The organism is Jejuia sp. G7-7, from assembly GCF_055808955.1.
The window spans coordinates 1-20,954 of the sequence record NZ_JBVVSZ010000001.1 but is presented as its reverse complement, the minus strand read 5'-3'; the positions used below and the strand labels follow the sequence as shown (position 1 = coordinate 20,954).

Annotated in this window: 18 protein-coding genes; 2 read left to right on the top strand and 16 right to left on the bottom strand. The window is 33.3% G+C overall.

Annotation, left to right across the window (positions count from 1 at the left end; genetic code table 11):
- Window positions 1-117: 117 nt before the first annotated feature.
- Window positions 118-1,182 (top strand): sensor histidine kinase, encoded by a 1,065-nt coding sequence (locus AC0L5U_RS00090; protein ID WP_473413942.1) that lies wholly within the window; start codon window positions 118-120, stop codon window positions 1,180-1,182.
- A 91-nt stretch (window positions 1,183-1,273) separates the two neighbouring features.
- Window positions 1,274-1,924, top strand: coding sequence for a LytR/AlgR family response regulator transcription factor (locus AC0L5U_RS00085; protein ID WP_473413941.1), 651 nt, complete (start codon window positions 1,274-1,276; stop codon window positions 1,922-1,924).
- A 9-nt stretch (window positions 1,925-1,933) separates the two neighbouring features.
- Here AC0L5U_RS00085 and AC0L5U_RS00080 read toward each other — a convergent pair whose 3' ends face one another.
- The 16 genes from AC0L5U_RS00080 to AC0L5U_RS00005 all read right to left on the bottom strand — a co-directional run.
- Entirely contained in the window at window positions 1,934-2,395 is a 462-nt protein-coding gene (locus tag AC0L5U_RS00080) for a JAB domain-containing protein (RefSeq protein ID WP_473413940.1), read from the bottom strand.
- A gap of 53 nt (window positions 2,396-2,448) precedes the next feature.
- Window positions 2,449-2,736: a hypothetical protein gene (locus tag AC0L5U_RS00075; protein ID WP_473413939.1), complete on the bottom strand. Its 288-nt coding sequence runs from the start codon at window positions 2,734-2,736 to the stop codon at window positions 2,449-2,451.
- A gap of 3 nt (window positions 2,737-2,739) precedes the next feature.
- The gene (locus tag AC0L5U_RS00070) at window positions 2,740-3,012 is read right to left on the bottom strand and encodes a helix-turn-helix domain-containing protein (protein WP_473413937.1); all 273 of its coding nucleotides are present in this window, start codon (window positions 3,010-3,012) and stop codon (window positions 2,740-2,742) included.
- A 37-nt stretch (window positions 3,013-3,049) separates the two neighbouring features.
- Window positions 3,050-3,319 (bottom strand): hypothetical protein, encoded by a 270-nt coding sequence (locus tag AC0L5U_RS00065; protein ID WP_473413936.1) that lies wholly within the window; start codon window positions 3,317-3,319, stop codon window positions 3,050-3,052.
- Between the two features lie 10 nt (window positions 3,320-3,329).
- The gene (locus AC0L5U_RS00060) at window positions 3,330-4,121 is read right to left on the bottom strand and encodes a tyrosine-type recombinase/integrase (protein ID WP_473413934.1); all 792 of its coding nucleotides are present in this window, start codon (window positions 4,119-4,121) and stop codon (window positions 3,330-3,332) included.
- Window positions 4,013-4,534, bottom strand: coding sequence for an Arm DNA-binding domain-containing protein (locus AC0L5U_RS00055; RefSeq protein ID WP_473413933.1), 522 nt, complete (start codon window positions 4,532-4,534; stop codon window positions 4,013-4,015). The genes AC0L5U_RS00060 and AC0L5U_RS00055 overlap by 109 nt, the downstream gene beginning before the upstream one ends.
- A gap of 623 nt (window positions 4,535-5,157) precedes the next feature.
- On the bottom strand, window positions 5,158-6,864 hold the full coding sequence (locus AC0L5U_RS00050) for an FAD-dependent oxidoreductase (RefSeq protein ID WP_473416117.1): 1,707 nt from the start codon (window positions 6,862-6,864) through the stop codon (window positions 5,158-5,160).
- An 80-nt stretch (window positions 6,865-6,944) separates the two neighbouring features.
- Window positions 6,945-7,079, bottom strand: coding sequence for a hypothetical protein (locus AC0L5U_RS00045; RefSeq protein ID WP_473413932.1), 135 nt, complete (start codon window positions 7,077-7,079; stop codon window positions 6,945-6,947).
- Between the two features lie 14 nt (window positions 7,080-7,093).
- Window positions 7,094-8,740, bottom strand: a complete 1,647-nt coding sequence (locus AC0L5U_RS00040; RefSeq protein WP_473413931.1) for a sulfatase — start codon at window positions 8,738-8,740, stop codon at window positions 7,094-7,096.
- A gap of 2 nt (window positions 8,741-8,742) precedes the next feature.
- Entirely contained in the window at window positions 8,743-10,680 is a 1,938-nt protein-coding gene (locus AC0L5U_RS00035; RefSeq protein ID WP_473413930.1) for a beta-galactosidase, read from the bottom strand.
- A 146-nt stretch (window positions 10,681-10,826) separates the two neighbouring features.
- Complete coding sequence (locus tag AC0L5U_RS00030; RefSeq protein ID WP_473413928.1) at window positions 10,827-11,132, bottom strand: hypothetical protein; 306 nt, start codon at window positions 11,130-11,132, stop codon at window positions 10,827-10,829.
- Window positions 11,133-11,178: 46 nt separating this feature from the next.
- Entirely contained in the window at window positions 11,179-13,206 is a 2,028-nt protein-coding gene (locus tag AC0L5U_RS00025) for a glycoside hydrolase family 127 protein (protein WP_473413926.1), read from the bottom strand.
- A gap of 85 nt (window positions 13,207-13,291) precedes the next feature.
- Complete coding sequence (locus AC0L5U_RS00020) at window positions 13,292-16,447, bottom strand: glycoside hydrolase family 2 TIM barrel-domain containing protein (protein ID WP_473413923.1); 3,156 nt, start codon at window positions 16,445-16,447, stop codon at window positions 13,292-13,294.
- A 531-nt stretch (window positions 16,448-16,978) separates the two neighbouring features.
- A complete protein-coding gene (locus AC0L5U_RS00015; protein WP_473413922.1) occupies window positions 16,979-17,443 on the bottom strand; it encodes a hypothetical protein in 465 nt (154 codons plus the stop codon).
- Between the two features lie 11 nt (window positions 17,444-17,454).
- Complete coding sequence (locus AC0L5U_RS00010) at window positions 17,455-19,185, bottom strand: RagB/SusD family nutrient uptake outer membrane protein (protein ID WP_473413921.1); 1,731 nt, start codon at window positions 19,183-19,185, stop codon at window positions 17,455-17,457.
- 12 nt (window positions 19,186-19,197) lie between these two features.
- The coding region (locus tag AC0L5U_RS00005) for a SusC/RagA family TonB-linked outer membrane protein (RefSeq protein WP_473413919.1) at window positions 19,198-20,954 on the bottom strand (1,757 nt) is incomplete at its 5' end.

The window sequence follows — 20,954 nt, the reverse complement described above, 5'->3', positions numbered from 1 at the left end:
CTTACCAATATAGGCCTTTCCTATGCCTCGCTCAACAAATCAGAAAATGCGCTAAAAACATTGAACCAATCCAAGAAAATTTATGATGAATTAAACCATGAAACTAATCTTTCGTCTGTGCATAAAGCTATCGGTGAAGTTTATCTTGAAATTAATAAACTAAAAATTGCCGAAAAACACTTTGATTCCGCAGTTGTGTTTGCTGTGAATGCAAAAGATAAAAGAGCTCTTTATCTTGCGAAAGATGCCTTAGGAGAAGTTGCCTTTAAGAATCGTAAATATCAAAAGGCGTATTCTCTAAATAAAGAAGCAGAAGAACTAAAAAACACTATGCTATCTGAAGAAAAACGAGATGAACTAGCTCAACTTAAAGCCAATTATGAGTACGAAAAAGAGAAGGCTATTTTACAAGCGAATTTTGAAAAAGATAGAGTATTAGGTCAAGCTAAAATCAAACAACAAGCTCTAATAAAAAATATCAGTATTGGAGCTGGTGTTATTGGTATTTCTATTTTGTCCATAATACTAACGCTTTATAGGCGTAAAAAAGAAGCTAGTTTAAATGAAAAGTTGGCAAAATCTGAACTCAGAAAAATACGAGCGCAGTTAAACCCGCACTTTATACATAACAGCCTTAATTCCATGAGTGATTTTGTGCTCAAAAATGAAAAAAATGTATCAAGTAATTATATTACAAGATTTTCTTCAATGATGCGCGGAATTTTAGATAATTCGAGTGTAGATGAAGTGTATTTAGAAAATGAAATAGAATTCCTGAAGGGGTACATAAAACTAGAACAAGAAAGACTAGAAAATAGATTTGATTATAAAATTGAAGTTGACAGTGATATCGATGAAGAAAATACTTTAGTTCCTCCTGTCCTATATCAACCATTTATAGAAAATAGTATTTGGCATGGGTTATCGGATAAAAAGGAGAACGGACAACTAACAGTTATATTTAGTAAAGAGGAAAATTCACTTGTATGTACTATTGATGATAATGGTTTGGGCATGAAGAAAGAAGAAAATGTTAATAAAAAATCATTCGGAATAAGTAGTGCCAAAAACAGAATAGAATTATTAAGAGAAATAAAACAGTCAGAAGCACAAGTTGAGATTTTTGAAAAAGACGAAGGTGTTCGAGTTATAATACAAATACCATTATCTTTAGAATTTTAACCCATGATAAAAATCCTGATAATTGATGATGAGCAACATGCTATTAATACCATATCAAATCATTTAAAACCTTGTAATAATTATATCATTTGTGGCACTCGCTAAAACAATTGAAGAAGCTATTGATTTAACTAAAAAAACACAACCCAGTCTTGTTTTTTTGGATATTGTTTTAGGCTCTAAAACAGGTTTTGATTATTTAAATGTATTTTACCCAAACATAAACTTTGATATCATTTTCACTACTGCATATAATGATTATGCTGTTAAAGCATTTGATTATTGTGCGCTTCATTACCTTTTAAAACCGATAACATCAGAAAAGTTTCAAGATGCTCTTTTAAGAATGAATAAAAAAGCTAACATGCAGGAAAATTTGGAACGGTTAAAAAGCCTTGAGCATAATTTTAAAAACCCTAATGGCTATAAGCTTATCCACCTATCTACATCAGAAGGGTATTATAAGATTGAATCAATACATATTTTATTTATTAAATCGGATAGTAATTATTCCCATTTCTTTCTAGTTGGTAACAAGAAAATCATTATTTCAAAAACATTAAAACACTATACAGAAATATTAAAGGGCACTCATTTTTATAAAGCTCATAAATCTTATTTGGTTAATACTAAACAAATGAAATTTTATAATAGAAGAACCGGTTTATTAACTATGAATGATGGTACTAATATTCCTGTTGCTGTGAGAAAACGAAAAGATTTTGTTAAAACTTATTTTTAAGCCCCATAATTATATTAAACTCATATCTGCAAAAGACGAATATGTGTCATCTGTAACTATTAGATGGTCTAAAACAGGTAAATCTAAATATCTACCACCTTCAATTAATTTTTTGGTGATGCTTTTATCAGCTTCACTTGGTTTTGTATTTCCTGACGGATGATTATGACCCAAAATAATCGAACAGGCACGTGCCTTTAAGGAGGAAGAAAACACAAGTTTAGAGTCAACTAGTGTTCCCGATACGCCGCCTTTAGAAATCGGCACAATCCCCATGCAACGATTATTTCTATCAAGAAGAAGAATTTTAAATTCTTCTTGTAAGTTAATCGTTAAATCATCCCAATTTTCACGGAAGAGCTTATACGCATCTTGAGAACAGGTTATTTTTGGACGCTCACAAGCCTTAACCTTTCTTGTATAGGTTAATTTGATTTCACTAATTTGATTTAGGATGTTTTTCTTTGTCATGCGGTGAACATGACAGAGATGATGAAAATGAAGTACTGGCAGATATTGCAGGACTATATATCTATATCTTTGCCTTTATCTTTTTCCTTACTATCTAGGGATAAATCTATATAGCCATTATCTATACTGTCCATATTGAAAGGCTTAACGGTAGTTTTGTTTTTCTCCATCTTAGCATCCTTATGATATTGCTCTATTCCATCCTTTATAGCTTGCATACGATTATTGCTAATATCTATACCGCTAAGAGATTCTTGGGTTAATCCTAATTCCTTAGCCACTCTATAAGCTTGGTTAAAGTCTTCTAAATAATCTTTATCAACGCTTGTTTCTTCTTCCATAGTTTAAAAGGTTTCACGGGCATATAATTCTAAATACTCATCAATCGAATTACGGTCATATAGGATTATACGTTTTTGTGGTTGTGAAAAACGAATTTTCCCCTCGTCCCGTAATTTTTGCAAAGTTGTCTTTGATGAAATATTGAGCAATCGCATGACTTCTTCACCATCAATCCATTTAAACGGTGTTTCTTCTTTTTGATTTTGTTTCAGGTGTTCAACCACCTTGTCAAAAAGTTTATAAAACGCTTCTTCCTGTAAACAAACAACTTGCATGTAGCTAATATCGGAAAATTTTAGAAACTGACTTCTTTTAATTCTTACTTCCTTTCATATTTAAGACAGCTTCCTCTTTTGCAGTCAGTTTAATTTGTGAAAACTTCTTCATTATAGAAATAAAGTCTATAACGGCTTGTTTATTCTCAAAGTTTGGATTAAAAGTGCCTTTTGTATCAAATAAAATATTAACGGCTTTAACACCGTCTTTTTCTAAAACCTCATAAATCTCATCAATTAATTCAGGCGCTATATTAGGAGCATCATTAAATATTTTTATTATTTCCTCTTTAGAAAATTTTCTCATCCTTTTTGTTTTAAAAATTAATCGCTGAATCCAAAGCATCATCCGTTTCCTTGTGCATGAAGTTTTGCTGATAGTTGACCGTTGTTGTGATGGAAGAATGGCGATAAAGTTTTTGCAGCATCTGGATGGGGATTTTATCGCCTGAGATATTGCCAAAACTATGACGAGCAATATGGGTGCTTAATTTCTTTTCAATACCCAACTTTTCCGCCACGATTTCTAATCGGCGATTAAGATTTCTCGTAACCGTTTTAATCCTCGTAGAGAGTTGTTTTTCATTTTTTAAATCTGTGTCTTTCAGAAAAGGAAAAACCAATTCTTCTTTTTTCTTTCTCTCTGCATAAGAGTCTAATATAACTTTCGCTTTCTCAGGAACAGCCAAAGAAACAAGTTTTTGATTTTTTCCCATACGATAGTAAAGGCGACCATCTTTAAAATCAGACCATTTTAATTTCAGAACATCCCCTACTCTAACTCCTGCAAAATAAAAACTGGTCAACCAAACATTAACAGCATGTTGTTGTGCTTTTGTTACTCCTGTTGCCATTTCTAGGAGTTGAATTTCTTCTTTATTCAATCCAATTTTTTCAGTTTCAGGGAATTTAATTTGAATTTTACCCTTACCAAACGGATAGTTTTTATTATCCACATCAAATTCTTTACGACCAAAATTGTAAATCGTGCGAATAAGCATCAAGTAGTTAACGGCTGTACGTGGCGCAACTTTTCTTTCATATAAAAGGTGAGCTTCAAATCTTTGAGAAGGGCAACATCCAAATCCGTAAAGCTTAGCTCTTGACACCTCAAAAAAGCTTGAAATATTTCTAAACGTTTCTCTTGGTTGTAATGCTGAGTGAATTTTTTACGCTTTAGAAGGTTGCCCAAAAAGATTTTACTTACTTCAAAAAACTCTTTTTTATCCTCGCCAATAATCTTCTTTTTTATTTTGTTTACAGATTGGTCAACACCATTACTATCGCTATCCAATAATGTATCGTTTGCTTCTGATAATTTTTTAAGAATAAGGTTGTTCAGGCGTTTTGAGTTAGGGTGTGACTTCTTAACCTTACTATATTTGACATCCCAATATTTTTCTTCTAAGTACTGCCCTGTGTAGAGATAAGAAGATTTCCTATCTTTGGTTAATCGAATTGCCAGTGGAAATAACCCTGCGCTATTTGGTTTTCTTCTTAGAACTGCTTGTATTGTTGCCATGCCCCTTATTTTGTTGATATAAAGATACAAAATTTAGGTACAACATAGGTACAACATTTAATGTTTTTAGTTCAATTTTATTGATTTTTTAAATCTCAAAAAAATCACAAAACACTCGTAATCAACTGATTTTAAAACCATTTAGAACCAGATGGGTGCAAAAGGTTCAGAATTCATAACCCGGAGGTCGGGGGATCGTGCCCCCCTCTCGCTACAAAGTATAAAGTCAATAAACAAGCGGTTTGGTTTTCACTAAACCGTTTTTTTTATGCCTACAATTACTAAATTTCTTACTTTTGGATACGATAGCACCTATGATTTGTCAAGTCACAGAATTTTTCCTGTCCAATTAATATATACCGCTTAGAGTCATTAAAAAACAAGTTTATTCATTACAGTACCGTTTCAATAGAAAAGAAAGTAACTAATAATTGTTTTAAACTTTAGGCTAAATTTGGAAAGTATTAACTCAAGTTATTGATGTCTAATTAATTTTACACAAAGTTTGTTCTCTCGGAATGTCAATTCAAAAAATAATATCTCTTTTTATATTTTAAAATTTTGAGCTTCACCGGAATAATTTTAAAAACACCTGCCAAACAAATCACCAAATTCAAGTAGGTTTAAGCATAACAACGTACTTCAAATAACTTTACATTTTCTGCGCCATAAGTTTCGGTCATCTTAATTTTTACTGCTGTAACTTCGGTTGGTTTAAAATTAAATTTAATCAAACGTGTTCTATTTTGTTCTATTTTACCCAAATCAACCCATGCTCCATTAATTCGTCCTTGTAAACTTAAAGATTTCAACATTTCTTTTGGTACATGATTACCGTATAAATCATTATTTCTACTATCTTTACGCATCATTATGTTACGTTTCACATTCGTATCACATTTTAATTCTACTTTAGATAAAGAAATTGGAGACTCCCATTCTAGTTGAAGATCAGCAGATAAGCCATCCGATTGCCAATGATTAATTTTGCCATCAATATCACGAGACATACCATTTAAAAGGTTTTTAGCATCTCCTGAAGTCGTTGTTGACCCAAAAATTAAACTTGATTTTTTTGCTAAATCTAATGGGTCATTCGCTGGTCTTTTTGGAATAAAAACATCATCTCTTAATAATTGCTCTTGTAATTCTTTGATGTGTTTTTGACCAACTTCTCGAGGTAATATATTTCTTTTGTTACAAATAGTAGCTGCTGTACCAACAGCCTGACCTTGTAAAGCACAGGTAGCCATAATTCTTGAAGATGATAAAGCAATATGTGTTTGACTAACATTACGGCCAGCGAACATTAAGTTTGATACGTTTTTCGAATATAAACTTCTAAAAGGAAATTGATAAACTTCCTTAAAGTGATAATGAAAAAAACTTGGACGTTCTGCTATATCTAAAATTCCTCCTGGATTATGTTCATCCAAAGACCAACCTCCAAAAGCTACTGCATCATTAAAATGTTTATGCTCTGTCATATCCCTTTCTGAAACAATATAATCTCCAATAAAGCGTCTAGATTCTCTCCTTCCTGGTAAAGATCCTACCCAATCTAAAGCTAAATTTTCAGCTTCAGGGAATTTGCCAGAGTTTTTAATATAGTCCCAAACACCATGTAAATAGGCCATCAATACATGTCTGTTTTCTTCTGCATCTGCTATAATATCATCATCACTACCAATTTCAATCCACCAAATTCCGTCTTGAAAACCAGCAAATTTTCTTCTTTTGTGTCCACCTTCATGGGTATACTTTATTGCGTAAGAAGGAGGTGAATATTTCATAGGTTTACCCATGTCTTTTGAAGACATTAAAAGAGTTGCTCCCATTTGCCATCCATCTGGTTCATCAGGAGCATAAGTTTCATTAAATTCTGCTTTACCTTCACGACCAGTTCTATATTCTGCACCAGCTGTTGCTGCTAATAATCCGTCCCCTGAAGCATCAATAAAAATTGGTGCATTTATAGTGAACATTTTTTCAGTAGTAGCTTGCCAACACATAGCTGATTTAATTTTATTGCCATTCATAACGGCTTCAACAGCTTGGGTATTTAACATTAAAGTTAAATTTGGTTCACGTACTACAAAATCATACATCACATGGTCAAAAACAGGAAATGCTTCTTGTTCATTTTCAAAACGGTTGTGTAATAAAATTTCTTCTATTATACCAGTTTCTCTTTCAGCTTTTCCTTTAATGTTATTAACTCCATTTAAATGTACTCGTATTTCGCTGGAAGCATTCCCACCTAAAACTGGTCGGTCTTGAATTAAAACAGTTTTTGATCCATTTCTAGCGGCAGCTACAGCAGCGCAAATACCTGCAGCACCACCACCAATAACAGCAACATCGTAATTTTTTATAGGTTTCCTGTTTGGAGTTCCTGATTTTCCTGTTCCTAAATGGTACCATTATCTTTGGGTTTATCGTAAACAATATCATTTGTACTTGCGCAAGATGTAAAAATCATTGGAACCGAACCAGCAGCAATAGCAGCAGTTGTACCTTTTTTAAAAAATTCTCTTCTTTTCATGGTTCAAAATTCGTTTAGTTGTTTTTAATTAGTTTTAGTGTATTCCCTTTCCAACCCTTTTCAAACTGTAGCATAAGTTCTGCTACTAATTCAGGGTTTTCATCTACAATATTTTTTGTTTCTAGAGGGTCTGTTTTATGATTATATAATTCAATAAAAACAGGTTCTTTTTCAGGATTAGTTCTATCTTTCCATACTATGAATCGATATTGCTGAGTTCTCATAGCATATCCCATTAAGTTATTTTCAAATAAATCTCTATCCCATTTATCGCCTTGTTGCTGTTTGATTTTTTCTTCAACTTCATTAAGAAGAGGTCCAAAATAGGTTTCTCGCATTGCAGGTCTGATAGGAAAAGCACCCCATTCGCGTAGGGCAGGGGAAGGAAATTGACTAAACGCCGCTGTTTTCCATTCAGTTTGAGGATTTTCTAGTAAAGGTTTAAAGCTTGTGCCTTCAACATGAGTTGGTGTTTCTAACCCTGCTAAATCTGCAAGCGTTGGGTACATATCGACTAATTCTACTAATGCATCCGTTGTTTTACCTTGACTCCCTTTTTGCATATCTGGTGTCCATATCATCATAGGAACACGAGTCGCTATTTCATAGTTGGTGGCTTTTCCCCAAATGCCCATATCGCCTAAATGCCATCCATGATCACTCCAAACAATGATAATGGTATTATCTCTAACACCAGCTTCTTCAAGAGCTTCAATCATTTTTCCTATTTGTGCATCTACATAGCTTACACAGGCTAAATAGGCATGTTTAAGAGTAACTGCTAACTCATTATCAATTTGCCCTTTTTTAGGAATCCCACTTCGAACTCTTAATTCAAAGGAAGGGTGTAATCCCATAGTTGCTGCATTTTCTGGACTTTCCGTTTGAGTAGATAATTTGATATCTTTTCTTTTGTATAAATCCCAATATTTTTTCGGAGCTACCCAATTTAAATGTGGTTTATTAAAGCCTAAACCTAAGAAAAACGGTTTGTCATTTTTAGCAAGCATTTCCTTCATTGTAGCAATTGCTAATTCCGTGTGATAACCATCCTTATAGGTGTTATCAGATACATCAACAGATTCATAAGCAACACCAGAAGCCAATCCGAAACGAGCTACATCACCATATTTAGCAACCATTTCTTTTCGAGTTGCGGCACGTGCATCATTGTTTTCTTTTAAAGCAAAACCAACAGGTTTTTTAATGCCTTTAGCAGTCATGCTATCAAGAGCGGGTAATCTACTCCATGATTTTTCATCATCTAAATCACCATGGTGAAATATTTTGCCTGTGTAAACAGTTTCATAACCGTTATTCATAAAATGTTGAGGTAGTGTTACCACATCTGGGTTAACCTCTCTAAATTTTATGTAGTTATGAAAAACACCACTTGTTTCAGGTCTAATTCCTGTTAGCAAACTTGCTCTAGATGGTCCGCAAATTGCTTGTTGACAATAGGCGTTTTCAAATAACAAGCCTTGACTTGCTAATTTGTCTAAATTAGGACTAACTGCAATATCAGAACCATAACATCCTAATTCTGGACGTAAATCGTCAATACCAATAAATAGGATGTTTGGTTTTTTCTTTTCTTCGACTTGTTTTTCTTTACAAGAGAAAAGTGATAGAATTATAAGCAAATAAATAAATTGACTCATACTTATTTGATTTCTAACAATAATACTTCTTCAGAGGCTAAATCGAATTCAGCATCAACAGCATTTGATGTTATTAAATTTTTGATTGTCATTGGTGCTCCAGATTTTAATGATAATTTAATCTTTGCAGCATCATGCCCAACATTAAGTAAATTAACTAAATAAGAACCATCTGCTTGTTTTACAACACGTGATATAGTTGTTTTAAAATCTTTACCATTATCAGATTTAATAATAACATCTGGCATTTGGTCAGCTACTTCAGCTAAGGCTACTTTTTTGATTTCAGCTTTGTCAGCACCTTTTAAAGTAACAAGCTTTCCTTTACCAGCGGTTAGCTTATTGTTGCGTTTTTTACCATATTCATTCATTGACAAACTTTCAGATGAATCAATAATTACTGTTCCTCCATTATTTAAATATGTTTGTAATGAAGCAAATTCTGCATCGGTTACATATTTAGTATTATAAACAACTATAGTATTCCAAGAACTATTATCTTGATTTTCAATGATGTTTTTGGTAGCAAATCCTAATGGTAAACCTTCAAAAAATAATGATTTGTAAAGTTTTCCAGTTTGAGTCATATACTTTTTCGTATTGATTGCAGATGTTTCTGAATAAAATAAACGTAACGGACGCGGTTGTTTACGAAGTGCAATAATTTCTTCAGAAAACGTATTTAAATCATACATAACCTGAGTAACTTCATTCGCTATATGAGGTTGCATATTGTTAGAACCTGCATAAGCACCACCTAAACCAGGATCAAAGAAATTTAATTCGCCTTCTAAACGATCTTCAGGAGAACCATCTGGATCACGAGCCCAAAACCATCCCATGTTGGCGTCCATTCCCATTAAGGTAGATAGCCAATACACGTTACGAATATAGCTAGTACGAGGATCCATATCTCTCCACATACCTGAAGATAGAAAATGAGATTCAGAATTTACATTAATTTTGTCTGGTCCAACAGACTCTAAGAAATCATGTAAAATGGCCATACCATCCCATTTGTAAGCGTATTGTTTATACCAATCTGAATTGATATGAGACCTGATACTTGGGCTACCTAAAGCTTTTGCATCGTGACCAATCATAGTAGTTAATTCAGTAAGTGCTTCGAAATCCATTCCGTGAGAACGCGAATCTTCATAAAATGTACGAGGAAATAATTTTATATGAGTATCTGCTTCAGGATTAACAGCATGTAATTCATTTTGATTAAACTTAAACCATTCAGTAGTTCTGTGCATGTTATAACGATTCCAATCATACCAAATTGGCTTTCCTAGTAATTTTGTATCAATTGGAATTTCTATTTCAACTGCATTAAAGCTTCTATATGATGTCCCCCAGTTTGAATTAAGTTTTCTAATGTTACCATTATATTTATCTTTTAACCAAGACCTGAATTTGTTTAATGTATATGAAGAAATGCCATTCATCTCTTTATATCTATACGTCCAATGTCCTTTTTCAGAGTACCAATGTGGCTCATTTGCAAAAATGTAACCTAGCTCAGTAACTTTTTTCCCTTTGGTTAATTCTCCTGTACGACGGATAATTTTTCCCCATACATCTCTAGCTAGTGGATTATCTATATCAAAACCTGTAAATAAAGAACGTCCTTTTCTAATTTCTGGTTCTTTTGCTTCTACCCATTCTGGAATACCCATTGACCAATAAATTAAGAAGCCAATATTGGTGTCTGGAATACCCGTAAGTTCTTTCATTAATTCTTCATCAAATGTTCCGTCTTCTTTTAATAAGAATGAGTTGATGGCACGATCATGATCTACAGGGTACAAATTTTCTCCACCATGAAAAATAGCTCCTAAATGGTCGTTATAAACAGATTCATTAGTTAATGGCTGCCCCACAGTTTTTGAAAAATAATCATAAGGAAAAGTTGGCTTTCCATTACTTACAAACATATTGTCTTCCGCTTTAGCGTCATGCCAATCTACTTTATGTACCGGACGACGTTTTATTTCACCAGCAAGTTCTTTGTTTAAATCATCTATACTTTTATCAAGAATTTGAATAACTTTTTCACGTTCAAAATCAGGTAATGCTTCAGCTAATGAATCTTTTTTTCAGTATAATAACGCTCATAGCCAAATAATTTTGCAATAGCCTCTTTATTGGTTTCATCCCAATCTGCAAACTTCATAAATTCTTTTGAGAACCATAGCGTGGTTTCTTCTCTTGTAACGTCCAATGATTTTTCTTTGGCTTCATTCATTAACGTTTCAAGTTTATCAATTTTACTTAATGCTTCTTCTTTTGGCGTTTTCTTTTCTGCTTCGCCACAAGATGCAACCAGCGCTAAAAAGAGTAGACTGAAAAACATTTGATATAAGTAGAGATGTTTGTGTTTTATCATTTTAACTGATTTTTAGTTTTAGTATTTAGTTTATTTTTGTTAGTTGTTATTCGAAAATTAGTGGTAGCCACACGCTCATTTCAGATTCACCTCGGTTTGACCAAGCAAAATATGGTACAAACTGAATTTTGTGATTTTTCCATTTTAAATCAGAAAGTTCTCTATACATACCCTTTTTATCGTCCTTACGAAGTTTTAGATTACCTGAAATGGTAGTAACCCCACCTAGTAAGTTAGGTTTGTATATAGCAGTTAAATTTGAATTTACAGGTAAATATACGTCTAGGATATCTGAATCTTTAGGTAAATCTGGAGATTCCACACAGTATACTACTGGACCTCTCTTGATAGCTGCTTGATTTCTTACTTCCTCGATTAAAGGATTTCCTTCTAATAATTTAATGTTCATTGGAAGACTTAATGAAATCACATCACCTTTTTTCCATGTACGATTAATAACTGCAAATTTCCCTGGTTCAGATTTTGTGTTACTAGTTTTTCCGTTAACTGTAATTTTAGCACTATCTGCCCAATCAGGAATTCTTAAAAGGACATCGAACGCCTCATTTTTACATTCTTCGATGGTTATTTTTATATTGCCATCCCATGGGTAATTGGTTTCTTGCTTCAGTTTAATTGAAGATCCATCTACTAATTTAGTGTTTAGTTTATTGCCTCCATATAGATTAACAGCTATACCACTTTCAGCTAAACTATAAGCCCAAACAGAAGATTTAGCAATAGTTCGTACTAGATTTGGTGGACAACAAAAACAAGGGATATATGGTGTTCTATCTGGGTAATCTGTAATTCCCATTTTATGACCTTTTGTTCTCCTTAAAGGATTTGTATAGAAATATGTGTTCCCTTCTAAACTGATGCCAGATAATGCACTATTGTATAGTACCAATTCCATAACATCTGCATATTTAGATTCTCCGTTTACACCTAACATCCTATAATTGAACATAGCGTTACATAAGTTAGCACACGTTTCATTATAAGCATGGGCGTTATGCATTTCATAATCTATTGTAAAAGCTTCATGTACAAAATCACGATTTGAAGACCCTCCATCATGCTTTTGACCACAAGCACCTGTAACAAACATTTTTTTATCTACAATATTTCCCCATATTTTATCTAGCGCATCGATTAATGCTTTTTCACCAGTTTCAGCATATACATCGGCAGCACCTGCATAATAATACAAGGCTAAAACGGCATGACCTACGGCTTCATTAGATTCTCTTAAAGGTGTGCGCTCTTGAGTCATATCGCCTACATGTTGAAATCTTACTGTAGGATGTGGCTTTGGTTTAGATTTCCCTCTCATATTAATGAAAATCTCTGCTAATTCTAAAAAACGTTTGTCTTTAGTTGTTCGGTATAATTCAACTAAGCCCATAATTTGTACTTGATTGAATCCAAAACGTGCTAATTCTTTTGGTTGAGGTTGAAATGTATTATATAAATTATCTGCATGCTTGATAGCAATATCTAGAAAATTAGTCTTTCCTGTAACGCGATAATAAATACAAGCAGCAATATATAAATGGCCACTATTGTACATTTCATGATATCTTCTTTCAGAAAAAGGCTCTCCCTTTGTTAATTGAATTTGTGTTTGTAAGTAGCCATTATCTTGTTGCGCTTTTCCAATGATTTCAATATGATTATCTAAATCTTCAATGATTTTTTCATCTTTATTATTTGCATATATGTACATAGCGGCTTCCATCCATTTGTAAAAATCACCATCATGCCAATTCATACCTTTATGCTTGCCTTCTTTTAAACCAGCCGCGAATTTGAAGTTATTTAAAGCGTGTCCAGTATCACCTTTAAGAACTTCTCCCATGTAGGGTACCATAACCTCTTCAGCTACTTTAAATTTATCAGCCCAAAACCCATCTGTCCATTGGCAATCACCAATATTCAAACTTTTAAGTTTAACGTGTGGGCTTTTAGATGTGTTAATTGCACCTTTACTATTATCAAGATTTAGGTCTTTACTTGTTCTAGAGTTTATTGCAATACTTTTATTGTCTGCACTCTCTTTATTTTTTTGCATGAAACAATTAGAGTTATACTTAAAAAGACAATTAATGCATGTTTAATTAGTTTCATTTTTGATTTAGTTTAGTTGTTTTTTAGTTTTATTTAGCTTCAATTATAAATTTGAAAGTATAGTTTCCTGAAGGAATTAAAAATTGTGGTAAAGTTTCAGATAAAGTACCGCCAACACTCATTTGAACAAGATTTAAGTTTAAAGTATAAAATCCTTGTTTTTTTAGGTCATGAGCATGTTTAGCCTCTTGAATATTTTTTGCTGAATATGGCCAGATAGAAAACCCAAATTCAGGCGAACCAGCAATTTTTAGTTGCGATTTTTTGTTTGATAATGCTAACCATTTTACATCAGAACGGTTTCCATTTTCTTGTGGGAAAATGTAATTTGTAAATAAATCATCCGTTTTAAAAGTATATGTATCTACAATAGCACCTCGTTTTCTATCGATGTAATTTTCCCAAGGCCCTTTTCCATAAAATGCTGTTTTAGAATAATCTTTAGGCACACCCATTGTCATTCCGAATTTCACCAAACTAGGTAACGATTTATTGGCACTCATATCCATTTTAACAATCAATTTTCCATCACTTAAAAAACGATACGTAATTACAAGGCCAACTTCATCTTTTAGGTGTTTTGAAACGCTTACTGTGATTTCATTTTTGAGATTATTTTGAATTTCTACAACATCAGTTTTTAATTTATCTGCTAAAAACTCCCAATATGCTCTTGATTTTCTGAATGATCTACTACTAGCACCACGTAAATCATTATCAATTGGTGGTCTGAAAAAATCGGGTTTCAGGGGTGATGCTATTTGTTCTTTTTTGTTAACTATAAATGAGCTCAATTCTCCAGATGCTTTTGAAATACTTGCTGAAAAATTTTCACCAGAAACTTCAATCGAATTTTCTAAATCTTTTGCAGTTACCGTAGTTTTTGACTTTGATTTATAATTCTCAGAAACTTGGTTTGCTTTTAAAAGTATTTGATTTTCTGCAATTTTGAACCCTTTGTTTGCCCATAATCGGTTTTGTTTTTCATGAACTGAAATATTAATTCTATAGTCTGAATTGTCTTTAAATTTTATCTTTTTGAAAGGAACATTTATTTCTGAAGAGGCATTAGGTTTAATATCAATATCATTTAAAATACCCGATTGTATTTCATTCCCGTCCTTTGAAATCAACCATCGTACTTCATAAGCATTAAGGTTGGTTTCGTTTAAATGGTTGATTGCTTTTAGTTTTCCATTTTTAATATCTATGTCTTCAAAATTAAAAGGTTGATGAATGTGTTTTACTTCCCAAGCATGCGGATTTGGCTTTCCATCTGGTGTAAATACTCCATTAATACAAAAGTTTTTATCGTTCGGATAGTCGCCAAAATCACCGCCATAAGCATAGAATTTTTCACCATTATCGTTTGTGGTTTCCAAACCTTGGTCTATCATATCCCAAATAAACCCACCTATTAAATTCTTTTTAGAGTTGATCAAATCCCAGTATTCACCTAAACCTCCAATAGAATTACCCATAGCATGCGCATATTCACACATGATTATCGGTCTGTCAATATATTCACTTTCAGACATGGCTTTAAGTTGGTAGATTTCTGGATACATTCTACTTAAAACATCTACATATTTCGGGTCATTTGGGTTTGCATGAGCTTTTCCTCTGAATACTTTTTGACCTTCATCTCCTTCCTTGTATTCAGGATGAGTTGGATCGCCTTGAGCACCTTCATAGTGCATAAATCGAGAAGGGTCATAATCTTTTACCCAAGCTGCCGCAGCTGCAAAAGCAGGTCCAGTTCCAGCTTCGTTACCCAAAGACCAAGAAATGATACTTGGGTGATTTTTATCTCTATCAACCATACGCATTACACGACTTAAAATAGGAATTGCTAAACTAGGTTGTTGCGGTACATAACTTCCTAAATGGTGGTTTTCTATATTGGCTTCATCCATAACATATACACCATATTTATCACATAAATCGTAGAAATATGGATCGTTGGGGTAGTGAGAAGTTCTTACAGCATTGAAATTGAATTGTTTTATTAATTTCACATCAGCTTCCATATCTTCTCGCGTTAATGCTTTACCTCGAATAGGGTTGTGGTCATGACGATTAACACCTTTGATTTTAGTAACCTTACCATTAATCAGAAGCTCATTGTCTTTACTAAAAGCTACGGTTCTAAATCCAATTTTTTGACTCCTAGATTCTACTGTTTCACCTTTCGAGTTTTTTACATCTAGTACTACCGTATATAAATAAGGATTCTCAACCGACCATTTATTTGGTTGTTCTATTTGAGCTTCTAAAAATGCAAACTTTGTAATATCACGTTGTTGCCATCTTTCAAAATAGATGTCTTCAATAGCGCATGACATTGGTTGTTTTGTAACCTTGTTTCCTTTAGCATCGTAAAGTTCTCCTGAGATTGTCCAATCTTTTAGTTGGTCTTCATCAGCTTTCATCCAAATATGTGGACGAATTTCTAGTTTGGCATCATCTAAGTTTTTATCAAATTTAGTACGCACAAACATATCATTAATGGCCACTTTTGGTTGCGCTAAGAGTAACACTTCTCTATGAATACCACTTAATCGCCACATGTCTTGGTCTTCAAAATAACTTCCATCACTCCAACGGAATGCTTGTATAGCAACTCTATTTTGTCCCTCAGTTAAAAAATCTGTAATATCAAATTCTGCAGCTAACCTGCTACCTTGACTGTAGCCAACTTTATGGCCATTTACCCAAACATAAAAAGCTGAAGACACACCTCCAAAATGCAAAACTACTGATTGATTTTTCCAATCTTCAGGAATTGAGAAATCTCTATAATAACTTCCAACAGGATTATCTCTATATTTTTCTATATGAGGGAACTGAGGTGGATGTGGTCCTAAATAACTAAAGTTTCTTTTTCCACCCGTTTTGATATCCGGAGTAAAAGGGTAAATGATGTTACTATAAATTGGCGTTCCATAACCTTGTAATTCCCAGTTTGAAGGCACAGGAATATCTTTCCAGTCTTTTGAGCTTCCTTTAAAACCTTTAGCTATAAAATCTTGTGGTCTTTCAGATGATTTCTCTACAAAATTAAACTGCCAAATACCGTTTAAAGATTGCATTCTGGAAGTTTCTCTATTTCCTATTAAAGCATCTTGATGATTTGTATATGAATAAGTTGGTACACGAGAACGCAACTTGTTTTGTTCAAACATGAGTTCATTTTCCCAATCGTTTTCTTGCGCAACTAATAAATTAGCAGTAAGTACCGTAATTAAAAAAAGAAATTACTTATTTTGATGGTTTGCATGAAAAAAATTAATACTCTAATTAACGCAATATTTATAACATGCAATTGTCAAATATTACCTAAAAATAACTTCATTGATTCCTTTTTTATAATCTTTGACTCTTAACGATTCGAAAACATTAACTAGTTCATCATGGTTAGGTGTTACTTTATCTTTTAGCTTACATAAACTTTATCCAATTATACCTTTGAATTTCCAGAAAGCCTCAAAATTAAATATCTACTTCTTCTCTATTTTTTAAGGAAGAATTATTAGTAATTGCATATTGATTTATTGACAGCAAATAGCATTGCCTCGATAAAAAATGCTTTGTAATACTATTTATGACTATATAATAATTTAGAGACATCCCAATTTTAGACTCCAAAAAAAATGTTCCCATTACATGAAATCACGGAATGGAAACATATTAACTAAATAAAACTATTTCTTTAACTATTCACTTATCGTAATAGTAAATACCTTATCAACTTTCCAAACACCATCTTCAAAAACAGCATCAGTAACTGAATCTTTGAAAGTATTAATTAATCTTATCTCAGAAGTTCCTACTTCAGGAAAAAATACGTTAATTAAGTCGTCTGATGTTGTTAGACCTGCATTGGGCAGCACATAATTGGCATAAATTGTATCCGTTTCAGGTATATTTTTTTGCAAAAATTTAGCGTTGCTCTGAATTTTCCATTGATGAGACAATACTCCTCTTGATATATCCTTAAAAGCTATATATTCATTAACATTAACTTCTTTCTCAGTTTCAAGAGCTTCTATTCCTGGTGAAGACCAAAACGTTAAACTAGAAAAGTCGTTGTAAGGAGGAACATAGTCATCTTCACTTTCACAGCTTGCCATCATTCCAATAGCAAGAAGTACTATAAATATTTTATTTATATATTTCATTTTGATAATTTTTAGTCTATACTTTGATTGTTTAATACTTCACTTTGTGGTAATGGAAAATACCCAAGATTATTTGCTGCCCATGCATTAGCTGCTTCAGAGTACTCTGTAAACTCACTAGGCCCTGATCCCTCTTGGAGCAAACTCCTATTTCGCCTTGCTGTACTCCCATTAGTTCTTGTATAAGTATAATTACCAAGACTCCAAACTTGCGTACTTAAATCTTGAAATCTTTGTTGTGTAACACCCCATCTTCTTAAATTTATAAATCTTGTAGAAAACCCTTCCATAGATAATTCTAATGGATATTCTTTGTACATCAAATGATCCATTAGAGTTGTTTGATTGTATGCTACATCATCGAAATCATGAGAAGAACCATCGGAAGGTCCAATTAATTGTAGTCCCCATCGCTTTCTTAGTTCATTAATAGCATCAATAGCTCCATCTATATCTCCCGTTTGAGTTAAACATTCAGCATACATTAAATATACGCCTCCAAGCCTATTTACAATTACATTTCTTCCAGATTCCCAAGGTGTTGTATTTGTATCAAACTCTCTTTCGACAACGGTATGATTAGTATATTTCTTAAATAATGAAAAACGAGTTCCGCCAAAAGCATAAACCTGTGGAGCTTTATAACCATAATAAGGAGAAATCTCGTCATTTACTACAGCGATACTCTGTGCCGCTCTCATAGAAATAGGTCTCAACTCTCCATCAACTGTATTTCTAGGGTCTTGGGTATCTATAGGTTCAGTAGAATAAGCATAGGTTAACCATGCAGATGGCGTTATCCACCCTTGACCTCCAAAAGTAGCTCTAGCTTCTAAATTTCTACCATTAGGTGCTGTTCTTCTTGCTAATCTATTTTGAAAAGAATCTTCATCGAAAAATCCATCTTCAGGTTGAATGTCGTCCGCATAATTTATTTCAAATATATTTTCTTGACTAAACTCACCAGCATTTGTAAACATCTTTGATACATCTTGCTCTAAAGCCAACCCATATTCTCCATTGTTTATTAGATCTTCAAAATATGGTAAGGCCATATCATATTCACCTTCATATAAATGACTAGTACCAAGAATAGTAGCTGCAAATGCTTTATCCGCACGTGTAACAGACTGTCCTTGAGCAGGTAAATTATCATATGCATATTTTAAATCATCTCTAAAAAAGTCTAAAACTTCTTGCGAGGTTGACAGCGGTTTAGAAAAATCTTGTACCGTTTGTGGAACAGCATCCCTTAGTATAATACTACCATTATTAAATGTTGAGTGTAAATAAAAATGCATTAACCCTCTAAAAAATCGTGCTTCAGCCATTTGACGTGCCCATGCATCTTCATTCTTAAAAGAGTCGTCCATTCCATTTAATCCTTCTATAACTTGATTTGCTCTAAATATTACTTGATATTTAGAATCCCAACGATCACTTAATGCTCTTAGGTCAGAAGTGATACGCTGTTGATGCCACGCCAATAATAATCCTGTTGGTCTTGTTCTTTGCCCAGGGAATGCTATATCTGTTCTTAAGAACTCTTCCTCAATACCAAGTACATATTGATGAAGCATAGCTGAATATACCGAGGTTAAATTGGCTTCAGATTCGTTTAAATCTTTCCAAAATGTGTCTGAGGATAAAAAATTAGGATTCGTTTCCTCTAAATATTCGTTACAAGATTGTGTTATTCCAAGTAGGAACAAAACAATTAAACTACATATATATTTTTTCATAATTCTATTTTTTTAAAATTCAATATTAACACCTACTGAGTATAAAGAAGATAATGGAAATCTAGCTGTATCTAAACCTCTTCTGGTTACATTTCCACCAACTTCAGGATCATAGCCATCATATCCAGTAATGGTTATCGGGTTTTGTGCCGACAGGAATAAACGTGCTTTAGATAAACCTACCTTAGTTGAAATGTCTTTTGGTAAGGTGTATCCTAAACTTATTAGTTTTAATCTTAAATAATCGCCATTTTCAACCCACAAATCTGAATCGCCATTATAATTAGGATGTCTTCTATCTCTATCTACATAGAAGGGGATATTGGAAGTTGGGTTATTAGGAGTCCACATATTGTATAAATCTAAATGTCTACCCCTGGCCATGGCGTCAGCCTTAGTTCCATTAATAATTTCTGCACCTACTGATGCGTACCAGTTCATTGTTAAATCAAAGTTTTTATATGACCAATTCATATTAAAACCTACTTCAAATTCTGGTAATCCGCTACCCGAATATACGCGATCATCATCATTGATTATATTATCCCCAGCATCTGGAATACCATCTCCATCCGTATCCTCAGTAAGCTGATCTATGTATTTTAAATCTCCTAATTGTGCATTACTATCAATTAATAGATACTCATCAAGTTCCTCTTGGGTTTGAATGACACCATCTGTTTGCTTTAACCAATAAGACGCAGCCTCCCTTCCAACTGTAAAAACGGTAACAGGAGTTCCTAAAATTTGAGAATTAGGATTGAATATTAACTCATTTCCGTCAGCCATTCTGGTTATTTCGTTTTCATTTTGAGTATATGTTAACCCTAATCTTAGCTTACTTGCACCAATTCTAGCACGATATCTGGCTGCAATTTCTAGACCTTTGTTGGTCATATCACCAACATTTAAAGTAACATTTTGTGGCCCTCCCCTAACAACTCCAGATGACCCAGGTAATCTTACAGGAAATAGCATATCCTCTTTATCTGTTTGATAATAGTCTAAAGATAGCGTGAACTTGTTCTTAAAGAATCCTATATCTACACCAATATTACTAGACACAGAAGTTTCCCATTTCACATTTGGATTAGCATATTGAATGATCCCAGAACCCAAAGAAAGAATTCCATCATTTGGGTCGAAAATGTAATCAAGTTCCTGAGCAATGTTTGATGCGAAAACATAGTCGTCAAAACTATCATTACCTGCCGTACCTCTACTTCCTCTTATTTTGAAATTGTTTACAGTTTTCTTTAATGGTCTCCAAAACTTCTCAGATGACACATTCCATGCAGCAGAAATTGATGGAAAAGTACCCCAACGAAAATCTTGACCAAATTTACTTGACCCATCCCTTCTTACAAATCCAGAAATTAAATACTTCCCTTTATAATTATATTGTAATCTACCCAGAAAACCTACATTCTTCCTCACATAATTAGGGCTAAAACCATTGCCAGTTGCGTTTAAGTTAGAAGATGCGAAAGGATCTTGGGTTGCACCATCAATAACAGATATTTCATTATTAGTAATACCGTTACGAGAAGCTCTGACAGATTGAAATGTACGTTCATCAAAAGACGCACTAGCTACAGCATTAATACTATGATCACCAATTTTCTTTTTATATGTAAAGAATCCATCCCAACTAAAAACATTCAATCTTGAGGCAAAAGTAGAAGCACCACTAAATACAGGGTTCACATCTATCGCTCCGGTTTCTATATCTAGTAACTCAAATCGCGGTCTAAAAATATTTCTTATTA